Here is a 19,714-nt window from a genome sequence, read left to right as displayed (position 1 = left end):
GTCTTTCGTCGGGAATCCCAATGTCATTAATCTATCTGCAGGGTTACCCTGAAAACATCCTCGAACAGGTGCAAGTGCTGATTGATAATCAGCGATTAGCCGCCTTTTTGCAGCAGCGCTATCCCGATACGCACGACGTCGTCAGCGACCGCGCGCTTTATGACTACACGCAGGCGCTGAAAAACCGCTATATGCGCAGCGCACCGCCGGTGAGCAAGGTCATCTGGGATAATAAAATCAAAGTGATGAAGCATGCACTTGGCCTGCATACCGCCATTTCCCGCGTACAGGGCGGTAACCTGAAAGCCAAGGCCGAAATTCGCATCTCGACCTTTTTCCGCCTCGCGCCGGAACCCTTTCTGCGCATGATCGTGGTGCACGAACTGGCGCACCTGAAAGAGAAAGATCACAGCAAAGCCTTTTATCAGCTGTGCTGCCACATGGAGCCGGACTATCACCAGCTGGAGTTCGACGCGCGCCTGTGGATGACCGAACAGGCGCTGCGCGGCAACGCGGCCTAAAGAAACTCCTGCGCTTTCTGAATCAGACTGGTTTTGGTCAATGCCCCGAGGAAGCGACGCTCCTGCGCATTATTCAGCACCGGTAAACGCTCCAGCGTCACGCGCGCAAACGCCTCCCAGCCTTCACGCATGCTCTGGTGCTGGTAAATGCAGGGGAAATTATCATCCATCACGCTGCTGACCGGCGAATCCAGCGTGATCTCCTGTGCCAGCACTTTGCGCGAAATGTCATGAATTGATACTACGCCGAGAAACTGACCGGCCTGATTAATGACGTAGACGTAGCGCTCGCGCTTGAGCGAACTCACCGCCAGCGCCTGCCCGACCGATTCCGCCGGCTGCAGCGCCGCGCCGGGGATGATCAGCTGATCAACCCGCATATTATCAAAATCATATTTCGCTTCTGAACGATTAAGGTGATGGCTTACCACCGGATAGGTACTGGCAGACTGCAGCCGGTAGACCAGCATTGACGCCAGCACCGAGGCGATCATCAGTGGGAACAGCAGGCTGCTGTTGAGCGTCATCTCCAGCACCATCAGCATCGCCATCAGCGGCGCCTGACTGACCGCTGCCAGCACCGCCGCCATGCCCACCGCCGCATACAGCAGTGTATTGCCCACCGGCAAATGCAGCAGCACGCCAGTCTGCGCCAGCGCCACGCCGAGCAGCGCACCAATCAATAATGAGGGCGTGAACAGGCCGCCTACCGCGTTGGAGCCGACCGAGAGCGTGGTCGCCAGCATTTTCAGCACCAGCAGGCCGAGCAGACCCGCCAGCAGATAGTTGCCTTCAATGATTTTCACGATCACTTCATAGCCGTTACCGAGGATATCGGTGGAGATCAGCGCCAGTAAGCCAACCGCAAAGCCGCCTGCGCCCAGCCTGAACGGCAGCGAGTGCACGCGGCTGAATAACGCTTTGCTGCGCGCAATCAGCTTGATTAACAGCCAGCCTGCCACGCCCGCAGCAAACCCAATGATTACCGTCATCAGCAGGCTGGTGAGATCCATTTGAAACAGCGTGTCGGAGAGCGGATAGAGCGCGCTGCGAAAGCCCAGTGACCACATGGTCATCACCGCCACTGCCGAGGCGACAATCAGCGGAATCAGCCGCTGTAGCGCAGAGATACCAAACGCAATTTCCGCGACAAAAATCGCCGACGCCAGCGGGGCGTGATACACCGACGACAGACCGGCGGCGGCGGCCATCGCGACGATGTCGCTGTTGCGCATATTGAGGGACGCTGGCAGCCAGCGCCCCAGCAGGCTGCCGCTCAGCGCCGACAACTGCACCATCGGCCCCTCTTTACCAATCGACGCCCCGCTGCCGATACTGGCAATCGACGACAGTGCGCGAAACAGCGAGGTTTTGGTGGGCACCGCATCCAGCCGCGCGTTAATCACTTCAAGGTAATCGGTTTTCACCGTCTCCTGCTGCTCAATCGCCACCGCGTAGCGCAGGAACCAGCCGGCCAGCAGCCCGCCTGCGCCCACCAGCAGCGGCCAGAAGATCCACGGCCAGACGTGCATCGCGACCGTGATTTCGCTGTCGCTGTGAAACAGCAGATGATTGATGAGATCGATGATGCCGCGAAACGCCAGCGTGACCAGTGAGGCCACCAGGCCCACCGGAATGGCGATCAGCAGTGTGGTCCAGTTCAGTGCGTGTTTGCTTCCGCTCACCCGGCGTCCCCGCATGTCGGTTAAAAAAGGGTTTGGCATCATCATATTGGAATGCGGATCGCAGGATCAAATTTCGCCTGCCTGCGCCGCCAGGGAACATGCTACTCTGCCGCTTTCAGAGTGCAGGAGAGCCAGCCGTGATACGTTTTGCCATTGTGGGAACCAACTGGATTACCCGCCAGTTTATCGATGCCGCGCATGAGAGCGGCAAAATGAAACTGAGCGCCGTCTATTCACGCAGCCAGCAGCAGGCCGACGCCTTTGTCGCGGATTATCCCTGTCCGCTGACCTTTACCTCACTGGAGGCGCTGGCGGCAAGTCCGGAAATCGACGCGGTGTATATCGCCAGCCCCAATGCGCTGCACTGTGAGCAGGCGCTGCTGTTCATGTCGCACGGCAAACACGTCATCTGCGAAAAACCGCTGGCCTCTAACCTGCGTGAAGCTGAGGCGATGATTGCCTGTGCGCGTCAGCATCAGGTGGTGCTGTTTGAGGCGTTCAAAACCGCCAGTCTGCCGACGTTCCTGCGCCTGCAACAGGCATTGCCGCAGCTGGGCACACTGCGCAAAGCGCTGTTCAACTACTGTCAGTACTCATCACGCTATCAGCGCTATCTCGACGGTGAGAACCCGAATACCTTTAACCCGCGCTGGTCCAACGGTTCAATCATGGATATTGGCTACTACTGTCTCGCCGCTGCCGTTACCCTGTGGGGTGCGCCGCAGCAGGTGAAAGCGGAGGCCTCGCTGCTGGCAAGCGGCGTCGATGCGCACGGCGTGGTAGTGCTGGACTACAGCGATTTCGACGTCACGCTGCTGCACTCGAAAGTCAGTGATTCCCTGATTCCCAGCGAAATCCAGGGCGAAGCCGGCTCGATAGTGATTGAGAAAATTTCCGAGTGCCAGCAGCTGCGCCTGATTCCGCGCGGCGGCGAGAGCCAGAACCTGACGCAGCCACAGCACATCAATACTATGCTGTATGAAGCAGAGACCTTCGCCCGGCTGGTGGAAACGCGCCAGGTGGAGCACCCTACGCTGGAGGTGTCACGCATTACCGCCCGGTTGCTGACAGAGATTCGTCGCCAGACCGGCGTGGTGTTTCCGGCGGATCGGAAAGAAGTGTAAATATTGCAAAATATTACAGCTCCCCCATTGAATCTGCTCGCGGTTGCACGTATGTTGGCCGCAGCAAAGGGGAGTAACTTGTAAGCTGACCGATCGTCATTACGATGCGTAGCGCATCCGGTCGTCAGGCAACCCGGAATTGATTCTGTGTTGTAAGTGAGACCTTGCCGGAAGGCGAGGTTTGCTTGCAGCTCTATAAAGCGGCTGACGTCTTCTGACTCAGCCGTTTTTTCATTTTCAGGACAGGATACGACTATGCACTCTGTAGGCACACCGTTACTCTGGGGCAGCTTCGCTGTCGTCGTGCTCATCATGCTGGCGATCGATCTCTTCTTACAGGGACGACGCGGCGCACAAACCATGTCATTCAAACAGGCCGCCGTCTGGTCGCTGGTGTGGATCTCCGTTTCTTTGCTGTTTGCCGCCGCGTTCTGGTGGTATCTCGACGGCAGCGCCGGGCGCGAAGTCGCGACGGCACAAACCCTGGCGTTCCTCACCGGTTACGTGCTGGAAAAAGCGCTGGCGGTCGATAACGTCTTCGTCTGGCTGATGCTGTTCAGCTACTTCGCCATTCCGTCTAATCTTCAGCGCCGCGTGCTGATTTACGGCGTGCTGGGCGCGATTGTGCTGCGTACCATCATGATCTTTGCCGGCAGCTGGCTGGTCACACAGTTCAGCTGGATCCTCTACATCTTCGGCGCTTTCCTGCTGTTTACCGGCATCAAAATGGCCTTCGCGAAAGAGGACGATGATGCTGCTGTCGGCGATAAGCCGGTGGTGCGCTGGCTGCGTAAGCATCTGCGCATGACCGATGAACTGCACGGCGAAAAGTTCTTCACCCGCAAAAACGGCGTGCTGTTTGCCACACCGCTGCTGCTGGTGCTGATTATGGTGGAGCTGAGCGATGTTATTTTCGCTGTCGACAGTATTCCGGCTATTTTTGCCGTCACTACCGACCCGTTCATCGTGCTGACCTCTAACCTGTTCGCCATCCTTGGCCTGCGCGCTATGTACTTCCTGCTGGCCAACGTGGCAGAGCGCTTCTCGATGCTGAAGTACGGTCTGGCGATCGTGCTGGTGTTTATCGGTATCAAGATGCTGATTGTCGAGTTCTATCACATTCCGGTGGCGATCTCGCTGACGGTGGTCGGCGTGATTCTCGGCGGTACGCTGCTGATTAACGCCTGGGTAAACCACAGAAACGACCAGAAAGGCATCTCACAATAATCTTCTGCAGGGGCGCTAATCGCCCCTGCTTTGTTTCGCCAGCGCCAACCTTCGCGTTTCATATCTCTGTCACACTTCCCGTCATCAGCAGATCAAAAAACCGATCTGGCGCGCACCGACAGAATTATCTCTTTTCTCGCCAGGACTTTTCCTTATACTCCGCCGGGCAAACCGTTTGGCGCGGAGCAACCGCGCACAACACTCATACCGCAATAAAAGACCGTAATATGCTAAATAATCTTCTTCGACCGCTGGGCATCCTGTTCTCAGGCAGTCTGGTAAAACAAATCATGATCGGCCTAGTTGCCGGCGTGGCGCTGGCGTGGCTTTCACGCGATGCCGCGTTAGCCGTCGGTCTGCTGGGCGAACTGTTCGTGCGCGCGCTGAAAGCCGTGGCACCGCTGCTGGTGCTGGTGCTGGTGATCTCTTCGATTGCCAACCATCAGCAGGGGCAAAAAACCAGAATTCGCCCGATCATTATGCTGTATCTGCTCAGTACCTTCTTCGCGGCGGTGGTCGCGGTAATTTTCAGCCATCTGTTCCCGCAGACGTTATCGATGAATGTCGGTACGACCGAAATCACCCCGCCGTCCGGCATCACCGAAGTGCTGCACGGCCTGCTGATGAGCATGGTCGCCAATCCGATTGAAGCGCTGATGAACGCCAACTACATTGGCATTCTGGTGTGGGCGATTGGTCTTGGCCTGGCGTTTCGCCATGCCAGCCCGAGCAGCAAAGCCTTCCTGAATGACGCGTCGAATGCCGCGACCTGGGTGGTGCGCTGTGTGATTCGCTGCGCGCCGCTGGGCATTTTTGGCCTGGTGGCATCGATTCTGGCCTCAACCGGCTTCGGCGCGCTGTGGCAATATGCCCACCTGCTGACGCTGCTGATTGGCTGCATGCTGATTATGGCGCTGGTGGTCAACCCGATGCTGGTGTTTCAGAAAATCCGCCGCAATCCTTATCCGCTGGTGTTTACCTGCCTGCGCGAAAGCGGCGTAACGGCGTTCTTTACCCGCAGCTCGGCCGCGAATATTCCGGTCAACATGGCGCTGGCGAAACGCCTGAATCTGGATGAAGACACCTATTCGGTATCGATTCCGCTCGGTGCCACCATCAGCATGGCGGGCGCGTCAATCACCATTACCGTACTGACGCTGGCTGCGGTGCACACGCTGGGCATTGCCGTGGACGTACCCACCGCTATTCTGCTGAGCCTTGTCGCCTCGCTGTGTGCCTGCGGTGCGTCCGGCGTGGCGGGCGGTTCGCTGCTGCTGATTCCGGTTGCCTGCAACATGTTTGGCATCCCTAACGATCTGGCGATGCAGGTGGTTGCGGTCGGTTTTATCATCGGCGTACTGCAGGATTCCGCCGAAACCGCACTCAACTCCTCGACCGATATTCTGTTTACCGCCGCCGTATGTCAGGCGGAAGCGGAACGTCAGCCTCGCACCGCCGGTTAACCCGCGTCGCGGCACCCACCGGTGCCGCGCTTTAACCGCTGCCGCTTTAAAGCGTCACGCCACTCTTGAAGATCGCCAGCTCGCGGAAATCATTAGCTTCATTGCGCGCCGGCTGGCCGTTCGCAATCGCCACAATAGTCTCAACAAACTCCGCCAGCAGCGCCTCCATGCTGGTGCCCTCCAGCAGCCGTCCGGCATTGAAATCAATCCAGTGCGGCTTTTTCTCCGCCAGCGGCGTGTTGGTGGCGATTTTCACGGTGGGCACGAAGCCGCCGTACGGCGTGCCGCGCCCGGTGGTAAACAGCACCATATGGCAGCCGGCTCCGGCCAGCGCGCTGGTGGCGACCGCATCGTTACCGGGCGCGCTGAGTAAATTGAGCCCCGGCGTGCGCAGCCGCTCACCGTATTTCAGCACATCCACCACCTGACTCTGTCCGGCTTTTTGCGTACAGCCCAGCGACTTCTCCTCCAGCGTGGTGATGCCGCCCGCCTTGTTGCCAGGCGATGGATTTTCATAAATCGGCTGCTGATGATCGATAAAGTAGCGCTTGAAGTCGTTAATCATCGCCACCGTTTTGTCGAAAATCGCCGCATCACGGCAGCGGCTCATCAGGATGCGCTCGGCACCAAACATCTCCGGTACTTCGGTCAGCACCGTGGTGCCGCCGTTGGCGATCATCTGGTCAGAGAAACAGCCGAGCAGCGGATTGGCGGTGATGCCGGAAAAGCCGTCCGAGCCACCGCATTCGAGACCAAACTTCAGCTCGCTCAGTTTGCCCGTCTGGCGGCGGTCGTGACGCATCACGTTGTACAGCGCATGCAACCGCTGCAGGCCGGCTTCCACTTCATCATCCTGCTGCTGACATTCCATAAACTGCACGCGCTGGCTGTCAAAGTCGCCCAGCGTGTCGCGAAAGATATCGACCTGATTGTTTTCGCAGCCGAGTCCAATCACCAGCACCGCGCCGGCATTAGGATGACGCACCATATTTTGCAGCATGGTGCGGGTATTTTCGTGATCCTGCCCCAGCTGTGAACAGCCGAAGGGATGGCTGAACAGGTGCACACCGTCGATGCCGGCCGCGTCGTCACTCTCCCGGAGAAAGCGTGACACAATCTGCCGGGCGATGCCGTTCACGCAGCCGACGGTCGGCAAAATCCACAGCTCGTTACGAATGCCAACCTCGCCCGTGGCGCGACGATAGATCTGTACCTCACGATCCGCCGCCTGCGGTGGCAGCGTGAGGTGTTCCGGCTGATAGTGATAGTCATCGACATCGCTCAGATTGGTGCGCGCGTTGCTGGAGTGAATCAGCTCGCCAACGGCGATCGGCTGAGTGGCATGGGCAATCGGCAACCCATACTTAATCACCTGCTCGCCACTGTTGAGCGGTTGCAGCGCAAACTTGTGGCCGCGCCCGATATCCTGATGCAGCGTAATCCGCTGTTCTGCGACGATAACCTGGGTGCCGGCCGCCAGATCCTGCAGCGCGACGGCGACGTTGTCGCGTGAATGTATTTTGATTGCCTGTTGCATCGCGTTATCTCAGTTGGCTAAGGGCCGTCCGCATGCCGTGGACGAGAATGTTGTGCAGTTGCTGGCTGACCGCCGGGACCAGGCCGGGCCGCTGGGTTAAATCTTCGCCCCAGTGCTGCGCGTCGCTCAGTACTTCGCTCACCAGCTGCTGCGGGGTGAGTTGATCGGTGAGGACCGCCGGCCACAGCCGGGCAAAACGCTGCAGCCAGTGCGCGTCATCCTGCAGCGGCCACTGCCGGTCATCCTGCTGGCCGCGATAAAACGCCAGCAGCGCGGCAAAGGCAAAGATGAGGCGCGGCGGCCAGTCGCCACACTGCTGCTGCGCCTGCAACAGCGCCGGCAGCAGGCGCGTACGGAATTTGGTCATGCCGTTGAGCGCAATCGCCAGCAGCGCATGGTGAATAAACGGATTGCGAAAGCGGCGCTGCACCGCATCGGCAAAGGCGTGCAGCTCGGCACGCGGCAAATCCAGCGTCGGGATCACCTCTTCGCGCAACAGGGCGTCGACAAAAGCGGCCAGCTGCGCATCGTTCATTGCCTCGCCCACGCTCGCCAGCCCGGCCTGAAACGCCACCGGCACCAGCGCAGTGTGCGCCCCGTTGAGGATCGCCACCTTCTGCGCTTTGTACGGCGTGATGTCATCCACCCGCCTGACGGCAGGTGCCAGCGCCGTCAGCTGCAGCTCGTGCATCAGCGTATCCGGTCCCTGAAGCACCAGCTGATAGTCGCGCTCCCCGGCCACCAGATAGCGGTCGACATAGCCCAGTTGCGCTGCAATCTGTGCGCCATCCGGCGGATAGCCGCTGACAATGCGATCCACCAGCGTGTTGTAAAAGGCGCAGTGCTGCGTCACCCACAGCGCAAAGGCCGCTGGCAGCTGCCACTGCTGGCAATAACGCAGCACTAACGCGCGCAGCGTGTCGCCATTATGGTCGATCAGCTCACACGGCACGATCAGCCAGCCTTTATCGGCGGCACCGGCAAAGTGCTGATAACGCGCCCACAAAAGCTGCGTCAGTTTGCCGGGAAACGACGACGCGGGTTGATCCTCCAGCCGATCCTGTTCGGCATACGCGATGCCGGCCTCGGTGGTGTTGGAGAACACAAAACGCATCTGCGGCGCGCGTGCCAGAGCCAGGAATTCATCGAACTGCTGATAAGGCTGGATTTCACGATTAAGGCTGCGGATCAGCCGGGTTTCACTGAGCGGTTGCCCCGCTTCATTCAGGCCGCGCAGCAGCGTGGTGTAGAGGCCATCCTGCTGATTGAGCGTCTCCGTCTGCATCCGGTTGCGCGGTCGCACCACCACCACGCCGGCATCGGTGCCCTGATGTTCATTGAGCCAGTCGAGCTGCCAGTCGATAAAGGCACGTAAAAAGTTGCCTTCGCCGAACTGGATCACGCGTTCGCTATAGCGTGCGCCGGGGAAATCGCGGCGGTTGAGTCGCAACATGTCGCTTCCTTGAAGATGAAATCGGTCAGCTAATGCGCAAAAGTTATCATACCAATTTCAGCGAAAGGGAGATTTGTTTGCCAACTGCGTCACATTATCCATCATTGCCATACGGCGAAAGCCGGCGTGCCTCTTATTCCCACCAGCTTAACTATATGTATATTCTATCAATTAAACATCAAACCTGAGCAGGCGCGCAGGTTCTTAACTTGCCAGATGGTATAACAGCTTCAGCGCTTTGCGACATCGCAGGGTAAGTGGTATAACAACTTACCGTTTTTCACAGAACCGAAAAATCATGGACCTGAACGAATCCCGCCGCCTCTACCAGCAACTCGCCAGCGAACTCAAACAGCGCATCGAAGCGGGCAGTTATGCCGTGGGGGCAAAGTTACCGGCAGAGCGGATGATTGCGGAGGCGCACCAGGTGAGCCGCACCGTGGTGCGGGAAGCGATCATCATGCTGGAGGTGGAAGGCTACGTCGAGGTGCGCAAAGGGTCGGGCATTCATGTGATCAGCGACCAGCCACAACCGCGCGACAGCGCCGCCGATCAGCTGGAGTTTGCCAGCTATGGCCCCTTTGAACTGCTGCAGGCGCGCCAGTTGATTGAGAGCAATGTCGCCGAATTTGCCGCCACGCAGATCCGTCCACAGGACATCGTGGCGCTGCTGGCAATTCAGGAAAAAGCCCGGCAGGAAGATCATGCGCGCGATTCGACATGGGACATGGAGTTTCACGTGCGCATTGCCCAGGCCACCCAAAACAGCGCGCTGGCTGCTATCGTAGAGAAAATGTGGCGGCACCGGCTGCATAATCCTTACTGGCTCAAGCTACATGAGCACATTGATGCGCGCCATATCACCAGCTGGTGCGACGATCACGATCAGATTTTAAAAGCACTGATGCGCAAAGATCCCGCTGCCAGCAAACTGGCGATGTGGCAGCATCTGGAAAATACTAAACAGATGCTGTTCGACGCCACCGCCGATGATTTCGAATTCAACGTCGACCGCTACATGTTCGCAGAAAATCCGGTGATCCTGCCCTGAAGCCGCAATGGCAGAAACGCTGCATTTTCAGGCTAAAAAGTCAGTTAATCTGCAATAGTGTCAGCTCGTGTAAAGCTCCTTTTGACCATCTGCGTCAAAAGGTAAAACTCCTGTGCGACCGCGACTTTACACTGTCTGAATCCCGCGATTTTTGTTACAGTTATCGCCCTTTTCTTACCCTTTGCGACAGGGCTATAAAAAGTCGCTGATTTAACAATCAATTCTGGATGGATCCGGAAATCCTGCTCAGGTGGCATACCTAAAATGTATAACTTAACCCGCCTGCGCCTAAGCCCCTCACGGGCACGTTTAACAATGATGTTCAGGAATGATTGATGGATATTTTGCAAGCATTGCTGCATGCCCTGTGGCAGCAGGATTACGAAATGCTCTCCGACCCCACGCTGGTGTGGGCGATTTATGGCGTGTTGTTCATGATTCTGTTTCTCGAAAATGGCCTGCTGCCCGCCGCGTTTCTGCCTGGTGACAGTCTGCTGATTCTGGTCGGCGTGCTGATCGCGAAAGGCACCATGAGCTTCCCGCTGACCCTGCTGGTGCTGACCACCGGCGCCAGCCTTGGCTGCTGGGTCAGTTACATTCAGGGCCGCTGGCTTGGTAATACGCCGACGGTGCAGAAATGGCTCTCCCATCTGCCCGCGCAGTATCATCAGCGCGCCCACAGTCTGTTCCATCGCCACGGCTTGTCTGCGCTGCTGATTGGCCGCTTTATCGCCTTTGTCCGTACCCTGCTGCCGACCATTGCCGGCCTCTCTGGCCTGAGCAATGCCCGCTTCCAGTTCTTTAACTGGATGAGCGGCTTCCTGTGGGTGCTGATTCTTACCGTGCTCGGCTTTGCGCTGGGGAAAACCCCCATTTTCCGCCGCTATGAAGATGAGCTGATGTTCTGCCTGATGCTGCTGCCGCTGGTGCTACTGGTCATCGGTCTGGTGGGTTCACTGGTGGTGCTGTGGCGTAAACGTCAGGCGGGTCAGAACGGGAAGTCACAGTAATGACAGGGTTGCGTAATTTTCCCAGGCGTTTACTCCCCTGGCTGTGCGCTGGCGTGCTGGCGCTGCTGGCTATCGGCATTGTGCCCAAACTGATGCAGCATGAAACGGTGGTGAAGATCCGCGTGGCACACAGCGGCACCAATCTGCCGGACGGCTTTTATCTCTATCAGCAGCTTTCGGCGCAGGGCGTGCGGATTAAAAGTATTACCTCGGCAGGCGATGCGCTGGTCATTCATTTTGAGAATGAAGAGCAGAGCCTGGCCGCGCAGAAAGTACTGCGCCGCCTGCTGCCACAGGGCTTTGTCGTGGCGGCGGGTCCGCAGGCGTCACAGCAGGTGGTGGACGCTAATCGCCCCACCTATAGCTGATCCCCGCCGTCGGGTTCACCGCCCGGCGGCACCTCAATCCTCGCTATCCCCGCGTGTTTTTTGAATTTTTTCGTCTGCTGTCTATTCTTAAGTAAGCGCGAGCAGACGACAAGCTGGGATGCCCCTCCTGTCCGGTTTGCGACAGGTCGTCAACAATGGAAGGTAAAAACCTGATGAAACAACAACTACTGCTGGGTGCGATTCTTTTCTCTCTCTCGGGTTCACTGCTGGCAGCGGAATCGCTGTGTCAGCAAAAACAGCAGGATATTCAGCGCGAAATTGAGATGGCGAAACAGCACGACAACCAGCGCCGGGTCACCGGACTGGAACGCGCGCTGACTGAAGTCCGCGCCAACTGCACTGACGAGAAACTGAAATCCGCCCACGCTGAACGCATTGAAGCCCAGCAGCATAAAGTGGCTGAGCGCGAGCACGAACTGCAGCAGGATCGCCAGGAAGGCAAAGACCAGGAGAAGATCGGTAAGCGCGAACGGAAGCTGGAAGAGGCACGCCAGGAGCTGAAAAAGCTGCAGGCCGAGCCTTATTAATCGGACTTAAATAAATGATGTAATGGAGAACACCATGGCTAAAGACACCACATCTGAACATCTGCGTGCGGAACTGAAAAACCTTGCCGACACCCTGGAAGAAGTGCTGAGCAGCTCGGCTGATAAGTCGAAAAGCGAGCTGGACAAACTGCGTCACAAAGCACGCGGTGCCATTGAGAGTTCACGCGAGCGGCTGGGCGAATCCGGCGAACGCATCGCGCAGACCACGCGTGAAGCGGCGGAAAAAGCGGATGTCTACGTGCGTGAAAATCCGTGGCACGGCGTGGGTATCGGCGCAGCGGTCGGCGTGCTGATCGGCATCCTGATTTCACGTCGTTGATATGAGCGAGAATCAGAGCCACGGCCCAGGCAAAGGGGTCTTCAATGTAGGTCAGCGCGTGGTGACAACGCTGGTTGGCATGGTCGAGACACGCGTGCGGCTGGCCGTTGCCGAGCTGGAAGAGGAAAAAGCCAATCTGATCCAGATGCTGATCATGATAGGCCTGACCATGCTGTTTACCGCTTTCGGATTGATGAGCCTGATGGTGCTGATTATCTGGGCGGTGGATGCGCAGTACCGGCTGATGGCGATTGCCATCACCACCGGCGTGCTATTCGCGCTGGCGCTGATTTTTGGTTTGTGGACGTTGCGTAAATCCCGGCAGTCCACGCTGTTGCGCCATACGCGCAAAGAGCTGGACACCGATCGCACCTTACTCGAGGAGCATCGCTCATGAGTCAGCGTGAACGTGAAGCACGCATTCATGAATTGCTTAATCAGGTACAGCAGCAACGGCTGGATCTCAGCGCTGCGCGCCGCGACTGGCTGGAAAGCACCGCGCAGTACGATCGCGGCTGGCTGACGTTTCTCAGCCTGCGCCGCTATCTGGCGATTGGCAGCAGCGCGCTCGCCATCTGGTCGATCCGCAGCCCCAACCGCATCATGCGCTGGGCCAAACGCGGACTCGGCCTGTGGAGCACCTGGCGCATGATCAAATCGGCGATGCCGCCACGCTAACTTCCCCACTTTAAACCGGATCGAAAAGGTTCGGTTTTCCTCCTTCAGAATTCCTGAATAACATCGACAGTTTATCTCGCTTACAACTATTGCTGCGCGCGACTATCATCTCCCTCCATCAGCCCGACGAACTGTTTAACGCGGTTTAAAGGGAAAATAACCCCGCAGGCCAACAACCTGCGCCAAAAACCTTGTTGGAGTAAATGATGAAAAAATTCGAAGACTCAGGCCTGCTGCTGGCACGCGTATTAATGACCATCCTGTTTATTACTGCCGGCTGGGGCAAAATCACCGCCTATGCGGGCACCGCACAGTACATGCAGGCGATGGGCGTGCCCGGCTTCCTGCTGCCGCTGGTGATTCTGCTGGAACTGGGCGGCGGCCTGGCGATTCTGTTCGGCTTCCTGACGCGCTTCACCGCGCTGTTCACCGCCGGCTTCACGCTGCTGACCGCGTTCCTGTTCCACAGCAACTTTGCGGAAGGCGTTAACCAGCTGATGTTCATGAAAAACCTGTCCATCGCCGGTGGTTTCCTGGTGCTGGGTCTGGTGGGTCCGGGCGCCTACAGCATTGACCGTCTGATTCGTCAGCGCTTTATGCCAGCAACCGCACGCTAAGCACACAAGCCGTGCAACAGCACATATACTGAATAGCAGGGGCGGGGATTTTCCTCGCCCCGTTTTTTTATGGAGGGCTTATGGGACAACTGATTGACGGTGTCTGGCATGACACCTGGTACGATACGAAGTCAACCGGTGGCCGCTTCAAACGCACAGAAGCAGTCTGGCGTAACTGGATCACGGCAGACGGCAGCGCCGGGCCAACCGGGAAAGCCGGCTTTGCCGCCGAGCGCGATCGTTATCATTTATACGTTTCGCTGGCCTGCCCGTGGGCGCATCGCACTCTGCTGATGCGTCAGCTGAAGGGGTTAGAAGAGATGATTTCGGTATCAGTGGTGCACCCGCTGATGCTGGAGAACGGCTGGACCTTCGACGATGATTTCCCCGCCGCGACCGGCGATTCGCTGTATCAGAACGAATTCCTCTATCAGCTCTATCTGCATGCCGATCCGCAGTACAGCGGGCGCGTGACCGTGCCGGTGCTGTGGGATAAAAAGCAGCACACTATCGTCAGTAATGAATCCGCCGATATCATCCGTATGTTCAACAGCGCCTTCGACGCGCAGGGCGCTCGCGCCGGCGATTACTACCCGCCCGAGCTGCGTGACAAGATAGATGAACTCAACGGCTGGATTTATGACACCGTCAATAACGGCGTCTACAAAAGCGGATTTGCCACATCACAGTCGGCCTATGATGAAGCCGTAACCGCGCTGTTCCATTCGCTGGCACGGCTGGAGCAGATTCTGGGTCAGCATCGCTATCTGACTGGCGATCGCCTCACCGAAGCCGATCTGCGCCTGTGGACCACGCTGGTGCGCTTTGACCCGGTCTACGTGACCCACTTTAAGTGCGATCGTCATCGCATCAGCGATTACCGTAACCTGAACGGCTTCCTGCGCGATATTTATCAGATGCCGGGCATTGCCGATACGGTAAACCTGCCGCACATCCGCCATCACTACTACTGCAGCCACAAGACCATCAATCCGAACGGCGTTATTTCGCTGGGACCGGCTTTTGACTGGGATGAGCCGCACGGCCGCGGTTAACGGCTTGCTTACGCATGCCTGCCCTTCTCTCCCACTATTGGGAAAGCAAGGCAGGCAGTATTGCGCTGCCTCAGGCAAATTTGATCAACACCATCCCGGCCAGCAGCAGTGCCACGCCCAGCCAGCCGCGGGTGTTCAGACGTTGTCCGAACAGGATCCAGCCTGCCGCTACGGTAGCCACCAGACCGAAACCGCCCCACAAGGCGTAGGCCACCGAGAGATCGATCCCCTTCACTGCCTGCGACAGGGCACTGAATGCCGCCAGGACAGCCACCAGCGATACCACGCCATACAGCGGACGGCGGAAGCCGTTGGCATATTTCAGCGCGATGTTTGCCACAATTTCCAGCACGATGGCCAGCGCCAGCCAGGCCAGATGCACGACATTAAGCGTGGTCATGACGCAGCTCCTTACGGCTGAATGTCCCTGCTTTGATCAGCGCGATACCCGCGATCAGCGTGATCAAACCCGCCGCCTTCATCACCGACAGCGCCTCGTCAAACAGCATCACGCTGAACAGCGTGATAAACAGAATACCGACGCCTTCCCACATGGCATAAGCCACGCCAAGGGCAATACGTTTAACGGCAAAGGTGAGGAAGATGTATGACAGGGCGATCATCAACAGCATAAAAATATAGCCGGCGCTGCCGCCATTAACGCTGGCCCATTTCATTGACACGGTGCCCGTAATTTCGGCAGCAATCGCTAACGCTAATAAAATCCAGTACAGCATGATTTCTCTCCTGTGAGAAATAAACGCCATTCACGCGCAAACAGCAGCGTGATAGCTGAAAAAGATAAAAAGCTAAGAAGGAGAGAAAAAACTACAGCGCGAAGCGCCAGTGCCGATCGCTCAGTGAGCAGGAGAAAACGCAGGTAGGTGAAGAGGTTAATACGTAAAGTGTAACGAAATGGTTATCCATAATTTTACAACTTATCCACGTTGTTGCTTTTCCCGGTGTGGATGAAAAATTGTCCTCAGTAGTTGAACACGCGCCTATTCTGGCACAGGGAAAAGAATGTTTTTGCGGATTTGCGTTTCTTTACGCAGAGAAATGGGAGTTTTGTGCGGTTTTATCTGGCTACGTGCGGTTTTCTGCCCTCACCCTAACCCTCTCCCACGGGGAGAGGGAATAGTTAAGTGTGGTGTTGGAGGCCGAATACTCAACTCATCCCACGCACAATCGGTCCCTTCTCCCGCCTGCGGGAGAAGGTTAGGATGAGGGACAGCACGCACCTTACCCCAAAAACAAAACGCCCGCAGATTTTCACCTGCGGGCGTCTTTATAAAAAGTCGAAACTGACCGATAAGCCGGGTTCTGTCGTGGACAGTCATTCATCTAGGCCAGCAATCGCTCACTGGCTCAAGCAGCCTACCCGGGTTCAGTACGGGCCGTACCATGTGAACCCCTATTTGGCCTTGCTCCGGGTGGAGTTTACCGTGCCACGGACTGTTGCCAGCCGCGCGGTGCGCTCTTACCGCACCCTTTCACCCTTACCTGATCCCATTACTGGGCCATCGGCGGTTTGCTCTCTGTTGCACTGGTCGTAGGCTTGCGCCCCCCAGGCGTTACCTGGCACCCTGCCCTATGGAGCCCGGACTTTCCTCCCCTCTGCCCGTCTCCCCCGAAAGGGACGACGACAAAGCGGCGACTGTCTGGTCAGCTTCGGCGCGGGATAATAGGCGATCCGCCCGCGTTTGTCACGCCTCTTGCTGCTCCAGCGCATACTTGTACAGGGCGTTTTTCTTAACCCCATGAATTTCCGCCGTCAGCGCCGCCGCCTTTTTCAGCGGCAGCTCGGCCTGCAGCAGCGCCAGCGTGCGCAACGCCTCTGCCGGCAGCGTCTCTTCATCCGCTTTATGGCCTTCGACAATCAGCACCATCTCGCCCTTGCGGCGATTCTCATCCGCCTGCACCCACGCCAGCAATTCACCCACCGGCGCACCGTACAATGACTCCCAGGTTTTGGTCAGCTCCCGTGCCAGCACCACGTAGCGCGCCGCGCCCCATACGCTGACCATATCCTGTAGCGTATCCAGCACGCGATGGGTCGATTCGTAGAAAATCAGCGTGCGCGGCTCGTCACTCAGTGCACGCAGCGCATCGCAACGTCCTTTACTTTTGGCCGGCAGAAACCCTTCGTAACAGAAACGATCGGACGGTAATCCCGCCGCGCTCAATGCTGTGATCGCCGCGCAGGCACCGGGCAACGGCACCACACGCACCCCGGCCTCGCGGCAACGACGCACCAGATGGTAGCCCGGATCGTTGATTAACGGCGTGCCCGCATCGGAAACCAGCGCAATGCTCTGGCCCTCCTGCAGCTTCGCTAACAGCACGTCGGCCTTCTGCTGTTCGTTATGGTCGTGAAGTGCGAACAGTCGCGCATTGATGGCGAAATGTTGTAGCAACAGCCCGGTATGACGTGTATCTTCCGCAGCGACCAGATCGACGCTCGCAAGCACCGTCAGCGCACGCTGCGTGATATCACCCAGGTTACCGATCGGGGTAGGAACGATATAGAGCGTGCTGGCAGAAATCTCTGCCCGATCGAGTTGTTTCATTGTTTCATCCGAATTGCCGATTTAATATTGAGCATCTTGAAAAAAACATCACTGGATACAGTATGCTTCCTTCGAAAGTCGTACGTCATAAAGCAGGACGCCTGGTCCCTGTTTTGCTCGCGGGCCTGATTCTGGCCGCCTGTAGCGGCCAGGGACCGCAGCAAACCTCAAGCGTAAACGTGCAGGGTCCTGCCACGGGCCGCTCTGACTATTATCTGCAGCAGGTGCAGCAAAGCAGCGATGATAGCAAGACCGACTGGCAATTACTTGCCATCCGTGCCCTGCTGAAGGAAGGAAAGTATCCGCAGGCGCAAAATCAGCTCGGTCAGCTGCCACAGCAGCTCTCTGACGTACAACAGCAGGAACTGCTGCTGCTGCGCGCCCAGCTGCAAATTGCCCAGCAGGATTTCAACGGTGCTCAGCAGCTGCTGGGACAGATAAAAGCCGCTGATCTGTCGCAGGATCAGCAGGTGCGCTACTACGCGCTGCAGATTGCCGCTGCGCAAAATCGTCCGTCGCTTCCGCTGCTGCGCGCCTATATTGCTCAGGAACCGCTGCTGAAAGGCGCCGATCACCAGAGCAATATTGACGCCACCTGGCAGGCGCTGACCCAGTTAACCCAGGATCAGCTCAACAGCGTGGTGATCAACGCCGACGAAAATACGCTGCAGGGCTGGCTCGACCTGCTGAATACCTGGCACGCCAACAGCCAGGATGCCCAGATGCTGAAAGCCGCCATTAGCGACTGGCAGACGCGCTATCCGCAAAACCCCGGCGCGAAAACCCTGCCGACCCAGCTCAGCCAGGTGCAGAACTTTACTAAAGCCTCGACCAGCACAATCGCGCTGCTGCTGCCGCTTAATGGTCAGGCGCAGGTGTTCGCCAGTGCCATCCAGAAAGGCTTTAACGATGCGAAAAACGGTGTGCTGACTGCGCCGGCAGCCCCTGCCGCACCGGCCAGCAGCGATGCCAGCGCATCCACGCAGCAGCCCGCCAGCACGGCAACGCCAGCCAATGGCGATGCCAACGCGGTAGTCAGTCCGGCGGCCGCGGCCATCACGCCGTCAGACAGCGCACAGCCGCAGCAGCCCGCCGCACAGCCAGCCGTCGCGCAGCCTGCCAGCAGCGCCCAGGTGAAAGTGTATGACACCAGCAGCCAGCCGATTGCTCAGGTGATGCAGCAGGCGCAGCAGGATGGTGCCACCCTGGTGGTTGGTCCGCTGTTAAAAAATAACGTGGAACAGGTCGCCAACAGTCAGACACCGCTGAACGTGCTGGCGCTCAACGAGCCAGAGCAGATCCAGAACCATCCGAATATTTGCTATTTTGCGCTTTCTCCTGAAGACGAAGCGCGCGATGCCGCGCACCATATCTGGGATCAGGGCAAACGCCAGCCGTTGCTGCTGATGCCGCGCAGCAGCTATGGCGACCGCGTGGGCAAAGCGTTTGCGCAGGAGTGGCAGAAGCTGGGCGGCGCAACCGTGCTGCAACAGCGTTTCGGCGGCGTGGGCGAGCTGAAACAGGGCATCAACAGCGGCGCCGGTATTGCACTGAGCGGCACGCCATTGACGGTACAGCCGGACCAGCCGCAGGGCGTGGCGGTCGCCGGTCTGACGATTCCGGCACCGCAGACCAGCGCTCCGGCACCTGAGAGCGCCAGCAGCAGCGGCAGCGTTGATGCGGTTTACATTATTGCCACTCAGGACGAACTGCAGCTGATCAAGCCGATGATTGCCATGCGCACCAGCAGCCGCAATAACATCGCCCTGTATGCCAGCTCGCGCAGTGCGCAGGCCGGTGCCGGTCCGGACTTCCGGCTGGAGATGGATGGCCTGCAATTCAGCGATATTCCGCTGCTGTCCGGCGCCAATCCAGGCCTGATGCAGCAGGCAGCGCGCAGTTTCAACAACGACTATTCGCTGGTACGCCTCTATGCGATGGGCATTGATGCCTGGACGCTGGCGAACCAGTTTAACCAGATGCGTCAGGTACCGGGCTTCGCCATTGATGGCAATACCGGCAAGCTGAGCGCCGACACGGATTGCGTGATCAACAGGAAGTTGGCATGGAACCAGTATCGTCAGGGACAAATCGTTCCGGTGCAGTAAACCGCCAGCGCCTCGGCGCTGAGCAGGAGCAGCAGGCGCGTCGCTACCTTGAGCGCGCCGGACTGCAGTGGGAAGCCAGCAATGTGCGCTGCCGCAGCGGGGAAATCGACCTGATTATGCGCGACGCGGATTGCTGGGTGTTTGTTGAAGTGCGCTATCGGCGCGATGCACGTTTTGGCGGCGCGGCTGCCAGCGTGACGCGCCAGAAACAACAAAAGCTGCTGCGTACCGCTGCGCTGTGGTTGCTGGCACGCGGCGGCAGTTTTGATACGGTGAATTGCCGTTTTGACATCATCGCCATCACCGGGCGCGAACTGGTGTGGCTGGCCGATGCCTTTCGTGCGGATGGATAGAACCAG

21 protein-coding genes and 1 other RNA gene are annotated in these 19,714 nt (G+C 58.0%); 15 read left to right on the top strand and 7 right to left on the bottom strand.

The genetic code is table 11. The features are described 5' to 3' along the window. Positions 1 to 20: 20 nt before the first annotated feature. Positions 21 to 521 carry a M48 family metallopeptidase gene (locus tag AC6I8F_RS02495; protein ID WP_021509697.1) on the top strand — a complete coding sequence of 167 codons (501 nt, stop codon included), beginning with the start codon at positions 21 to 23 and terminating at the stop codon, positions 519 to 521. On the opposite strand, the gene AC6I8F_RS02490 is transcribed toward AC6I8F_RS02495, so the two are convergent. Continuing rightward, positions 518 to 2,206, bottom strand: a complete 1,689-nt coding sequence (locus AC6I8F_RS02490) for a chloride channel protein (protein ID WP_058771350.1) — start codon at positions 2,204 to 2,206, stop codon at positions 518 to 520. The two genes, AC6I8F_RS02495 and AC6I8F_RS02490, sit on opposite strands and share 4 nt — an antisense overlap. Positions 2,207 to 2,343: 137 nt before the next feature. Here AC6I8F_RS02490 and AC6I8F_RS02485 point away from each other — a divergent pair, with 137 nt between their 5' ends. From AC6I8F_RS02485 to sstT, 3 genes are all read left to right on the top strand, one after another. Beyond that, a complete protein-coding gene (locus AC6I8F_RS02485) occupies positions 2,344 to 3,330 on the top strand; it encodes a Gfo/Idh/MocA family protein (RefSeq protein ID WP_498028441.1) in 987 nt (328 codons plus the stop codon). Positions 3,331 to 3,585: 255 nt separating this feature from the next. Beyond that, complete coding sequence (locus tag AC6I8F_RS02480) at positions 3,586 to 4,557, top strand: TerC family protein (protein WP_104188223.1); 972 nt, start codon at positions 3,586 to 3,588, stop codon at positions 4,555 to 4,557. Between the two features lie 227 nt (positions 4,558 to 4,784). Beyond that, positions 4,785 to 6,020 (top strand): serine/threonine transporter SstT, encoded by a 1,236-nt coding sequence (gene sstT, locus AC6I8F_RS02475; RefSeq protein WP_104188221.1) that lies wholly within the window; start codon positions 4,785 to 4,787, stop codon positions 6,018 to 6,020. Between the two features lie 46 nt (positions 6,021 to 6,066). Here the strand turns inward: sstT and AC6I8F_RS02470 are convergent, their stop codons facing one another. Continuing rightward, positions 6,067 to 7,557, bottom strand: coding sequence for a UxaA family hydrolase (locus AC6I8F_RS02470; RefSeq protein WP_282955092.1), 1,491 nt, complete (start codon positions 7,555 to 7,557; stop codon positions 6,067 to 6,069). A 4-nt stretch (positions 7,558 to 7,561) separates the two neighbouring features. Continuing rightward, complete coding sequence (locus AC6I8F_RS02465) at positions 7,562 to 9,010, bottom strand: tagaturonate reductase (RefSeq protein WP_498028440.1); 1,449 nt, start codon at positions 9,008 to 9,010, stop codon at positions 7,562 to 7,564. 298 nt (positions 9,011 to 9,308) lie between these two features. Between AC6I8F_RS02465 and exuR the strand changes: the two genes are divergently transcribed. The 9 genes from exuR (at position 9,309) to AC6I8F_RS02420 (ending at position 14,677) form a co-directional block, all read left to right on the top strand. Continuing rightward, complete coding sequence (gene exuR / locus AC6I8F_RS02460; protein ID WP_058759846.1) at positions 9,309 to 10,061, top strand: transcriptional regulator ExuR; 753 nt, start codon at positions 9,309 to 9,311, stop codon at positions 10,059 to 10,061. Between the two features lie 335 nt (positions 10,062 to 10,396). After that, entirely contained in the window at positions 10,397 to 11,071 is a 675-nt protein-coding gene (locus tag AC6I8F_RS02455) for a DedA family protein (protein ID WP_021509705.1), read from the top strand. Next, positions 11,071 to 11,439 carry an EnvZ/OmpR regulon moderator MzrA gene (gene mzrA, locus AC6I8F_RS02450; protein WP_031280145.1) on the top strand — a complete coding sequence of 123 codons (369 nt, stop codon included), beginning with the start codon at positions 11,071 to 11,073 and terminating at the stop codon, positions 11,437 to 11,439. Before AC6I8F_RS02455 ends, mzrA begins: the two co-directional genes overlap by 1 nt. A 173-nt stretch (positions 11,440 to 11,612) precedes the next feature. Beyond that, on the top strand, positions 11,613 to 11,987 hold the full coding sequence (locus tag AC6I8F_RS02445; RefSeq protein WP_031280146.1) for a DUF1090 domain-containing protein: 375 nt from the start codon (positions 11,613 to 11,615) through the stop codon (positions 11,985 to 11,987). 34 nt (positions 11,988 to 12,021) lie between these two features. Then, a complete protein-coding gene (locus tag AC6I8F_RS02440; protein ID WP_021509708.1) occupies positions 12,022 to 12,327 on the top strand; it encodes an ElaB/YgaM/YqjD family protein in 306 nt (101 codons plus the stop codon). A 1-nt stretch (position 12,328) separates the two neighbouring features. Beyond that, positions 12,329 to 12,724: a phage holin family protein gene (locus AC6I8F_RS02435; RefSeq protein ID WP_021312955.1), complete on the top strand. Its 396-nt coding sequence runs from the start codon at positions 12,329 to 12,331 to the stop codon at positions 12,722 to 12,724. Further along, the gene (locus AC6I8F_RS02430) at positions 12,721 to 13,005 is read left to right on the top strand and encodes a YqjK-like family protein (RefSeq protein ID WP_010618800.1); all 285 of its coding nucleotides are present in this window, start codon (positions 12,721 to 12,723) and stop codon (positions 13,003 to 13,005) included. The genes AC6I8F_RS02435 and AC6I8F_RS02430 overlap by 4 nt, the downstream gene beginning before the upstream one ends. A 206-nt stretch (positions 13,006 to 13,211) precedes the next feature. Continuing rightward, entirely contained in the window at positions 13,212 to 13,622 is a 411-nt protein-coding gene (locus AC6I8F_RS02425) for a DoxX family protein (RefSeq protein ID WP_010618799.1), read from the top strand. A gap of 80 nt (positions 13,623 to 13,702) precedes the next feature. Then, entirely contained in the window at positions 13,703 to 14,677 is a 975-nt protein-coding gene (locus tag AC6I8F_RS02420; RefSeq protein ID WP_021509710.1) for a glutathione S-transferase family protein, read from the top strand. Positions 14,678 to 14,747: 70 nt separating this feature from the next. On the opposite strand, the gene mdtI is transcribed toward AC6I8F_RS02420, so the two are convergent. The 4 genes from mdtI to rsmI all read right to left on the bottom strand — a co-directional run bounded on the left by mdtI (position 14,748) and on the right by rsmI (position 17,247). Further along, the gene (gene mdtI / locus AC6I8F_RS02415; protein WP_021509711.1) at positions 14,748 to 15,077 is read right to left on the bottom strand and encodes a multidrug/spermidine efflux SMR transporter subunit MdtI; all 330 of its coding nucleotides are present in this window, start codon (positions 15,075 to 15,077) and stop codon (positions 14,748 to 14,750) included. Next, positions 15,064 to 15,414, bottom strand: coding sequence for a multidrug/spermidine efflux SMR transporter subunit MdtJ (gene mdtJ / locus AC6I8F_RS02410; protein ID WP_058759849.1), 351 nt, complete (start codon positions 15,412 to 15,414; stop codon positions 15,064 to 15,066). Before mdtJ ends, mdtI begins: the two co-directional genes overlap by 14 nt. 559 nt (positions 15,415 to 15,973) lie before the next feature. Continuing rightward, an RNA gene (rnpB, locus tag AC6I8F_RS02405) (RNase P RNA component class A) lies at positions 15,974 to 16,350 on the bottom strand. Positions 16,351 to 16,383: 33 nt separating this feature from the next. Further along, positions 16,384 to 17,247: a 16S rRNA (cytidine(1402)-2'-O)-methyltransferase gene (gene rsmI, locus AC6I8F_RS02400; RefSeq protein WP_058759850.1), complete on the bottom strand. Its 864-nt coding sequence runs from the start codon at positions 17,245 to 17,247 to the stop codon at positions 16,384 to 16,386. A 62-nt stretch (positions 17,248 to 17,309) separates the two neighbouring features. On the opposite strand from rsmI, the gene AC6I8F_RS02395 reads away from it, so the two are divergent. Further along, positions 17,310 to 19,355, top strand: coding sequence for a penicillin-binding protein activator (locus tag AC6I8F_RS02395; RefSeq protein WP_498028439.1), 2,046 nt, complete (start codon positions 17,310 to 17,312; stop codon positions 19,353 to 19,355). Further along, positions 19,313 to 19,708, top strand: coding sequence for a YraN family protein (locus AC6I8F_RS02390; protein WP_021509715.1), 396 nt, complete (start codon positions 19,313 to 19,315; stop codon positions 19,706 to 19,708). The genes AC6I8F_RS02395 and AC6I8F_RS02390 overlap by 43 nt, the downstream gene beginning before the upstream one ends. The last annotated feature ends 6 nt before the right edge of the window (positions 19,709 to 19,714 follow it).

The sequence above is a fragment of the gamma proteobacterium symbiont of Axiagastus rosmarus genome (assembly GCF_059730925.1).
Note: the sequence above shows the minus strand (reverse complement) of the source record. Positions and strands in the feature narration are given on the sequence as shown.

Excerpts from the sequence above, each read along its gene's own strand:
- AC6I8F_RS02495 (WP_021509697.1), top strand. The coding sequence starts at position 21 with ATGTCATTAATCTATCTGCAGGGTTACCCTGAAAACATCCTCGAACAG.
- AC6I8F_RS02480 (WP_104188223.1), top strand. The coding sequence starts at position 3,586 with ATGCACTCTGTAGGCACACCGTTACTCTGGGGCAGCTTCGCTGTCGTC.
- sstT (WP_104188221.1), top strand. The coding sequence starts at position 4,785 with ATGCTAAATAATCTTCTTCGACCGCTGGGCATCCTGTTCTCAGGCAGT.
- AC6I8F_RS02470 (WP_282955092.1), bottom strand. The coding sequence starts at position 7,557 with ATGCAACAGGCAATCAAAATACATTCACGCGACAACGTCGCCGTCGCG.
- AC6I8F_RS02465 (WP_498028440.1), bottom strand. The coding sequence starts at position 9,010 with ATGTTGCGACTCAACCGCCGCGATTTCCCCGGCGCACGCTATAGCGAA.
- exuR (WP_058759846.1), top strand. The coding sequence starts at position 9,309 with ATGGACCTGAACGAATCCCGCCGCCTCTACCAGCAACTCGCCAGCGAA.
- AC6I8F_RS02455 (WP_021509705.1), top strand. The coding sequence starts at position 10,397 with ATGGATATTTTGCAAGCATTGCTGCATGCCCTGTGGCAGCAGGATTAC.
- mzrA (WP_031280145.1), top strand. The coding sequence starts at position 11,071 with ATGACAGGGTTGCGTAATTTTCCCAGGCGTTTACTCCCCTGGCTGTGC.
- AC6I8F_RS02445 (WP_031280146.1), top strand. The coding sequence starts at position 11,613 with ATGAAACAACAACTACTGCTGGGTGCGATTCTTTTCTCTCTCTCGGGT.
- AC6I8F_RS02440 (WP_021509708.1), top strand. The coding sequence starts at position 12,022 with ATGGCTAAAGACACCACATCTGAACATCTGCGTGCGGAACTGAAAAAC.
- AC6I8F_RS02435 (WP_021312955.1), top strand. The coding sequence starts at position 12,329 with ATGAGCGAGAATCAGAGCCACGGCCCAGGCAAAGGGGTCTTCAATGTA.
- AC6I8F_RS02430 (WP_010618800.1), top strand. The coding sequence starts at position 12,721 with ATGAGTCAGCGTGAACGTGAAGCACGCATTCATGAATTGCTTAATCAG.
- AC6I8F_RS02425 (WP_010618799.1), top strand. The coding sequence starts at position 13,212 with ATGAAAAAATTCGAAGACTCAGGCCTGCTGCTGGCACGCGTATTAATG.
- AC6I8F_RS02420 (WP_021509710.1), top strand. The coding sequence starts at position 13,703 with ATGGGACAACTGATTGACGGTGTCTGGCATGACACCTGGTACGATACG.
- mdtI (WP_021509711.1), bottom strand. The coding sequence starts at position 15,077 with ATGACCACGCTTAATGTCGTGCATCTGGCCTGGCTGGCGCTGGCCATC.
- mdtJ (WP_058759849.1), bottom strand. The coding sequence starts at position 15,414 with ATGCTGTACTGGATTTTATTAGCGTTAGCGATTGCTGCCGAAATTACG.
- rsmI (WP_058759850.1), bottom strand. The coding sequence starts at position 17,247 with ATGAAACAACTCGATCGGGCAGAGATTTCTGCCAGCACGCTCTATATC.
- AC6I8F_RS02395 (WP_498028439.1), top strand. The coding sequence starts at position 17,310 with ATGCTTCCTTCGAAAGTCGTACGTCATAAAGCAGGACGCCTGGTCCCT.
- AC6I8F_RS02390 (WP_021509715.1), top strand. The coding sequence starts at position 19,313 with ATGGAACCAGTATCGTCAGGGACAAATCGTTCCGGTGCAGTAAACCGC.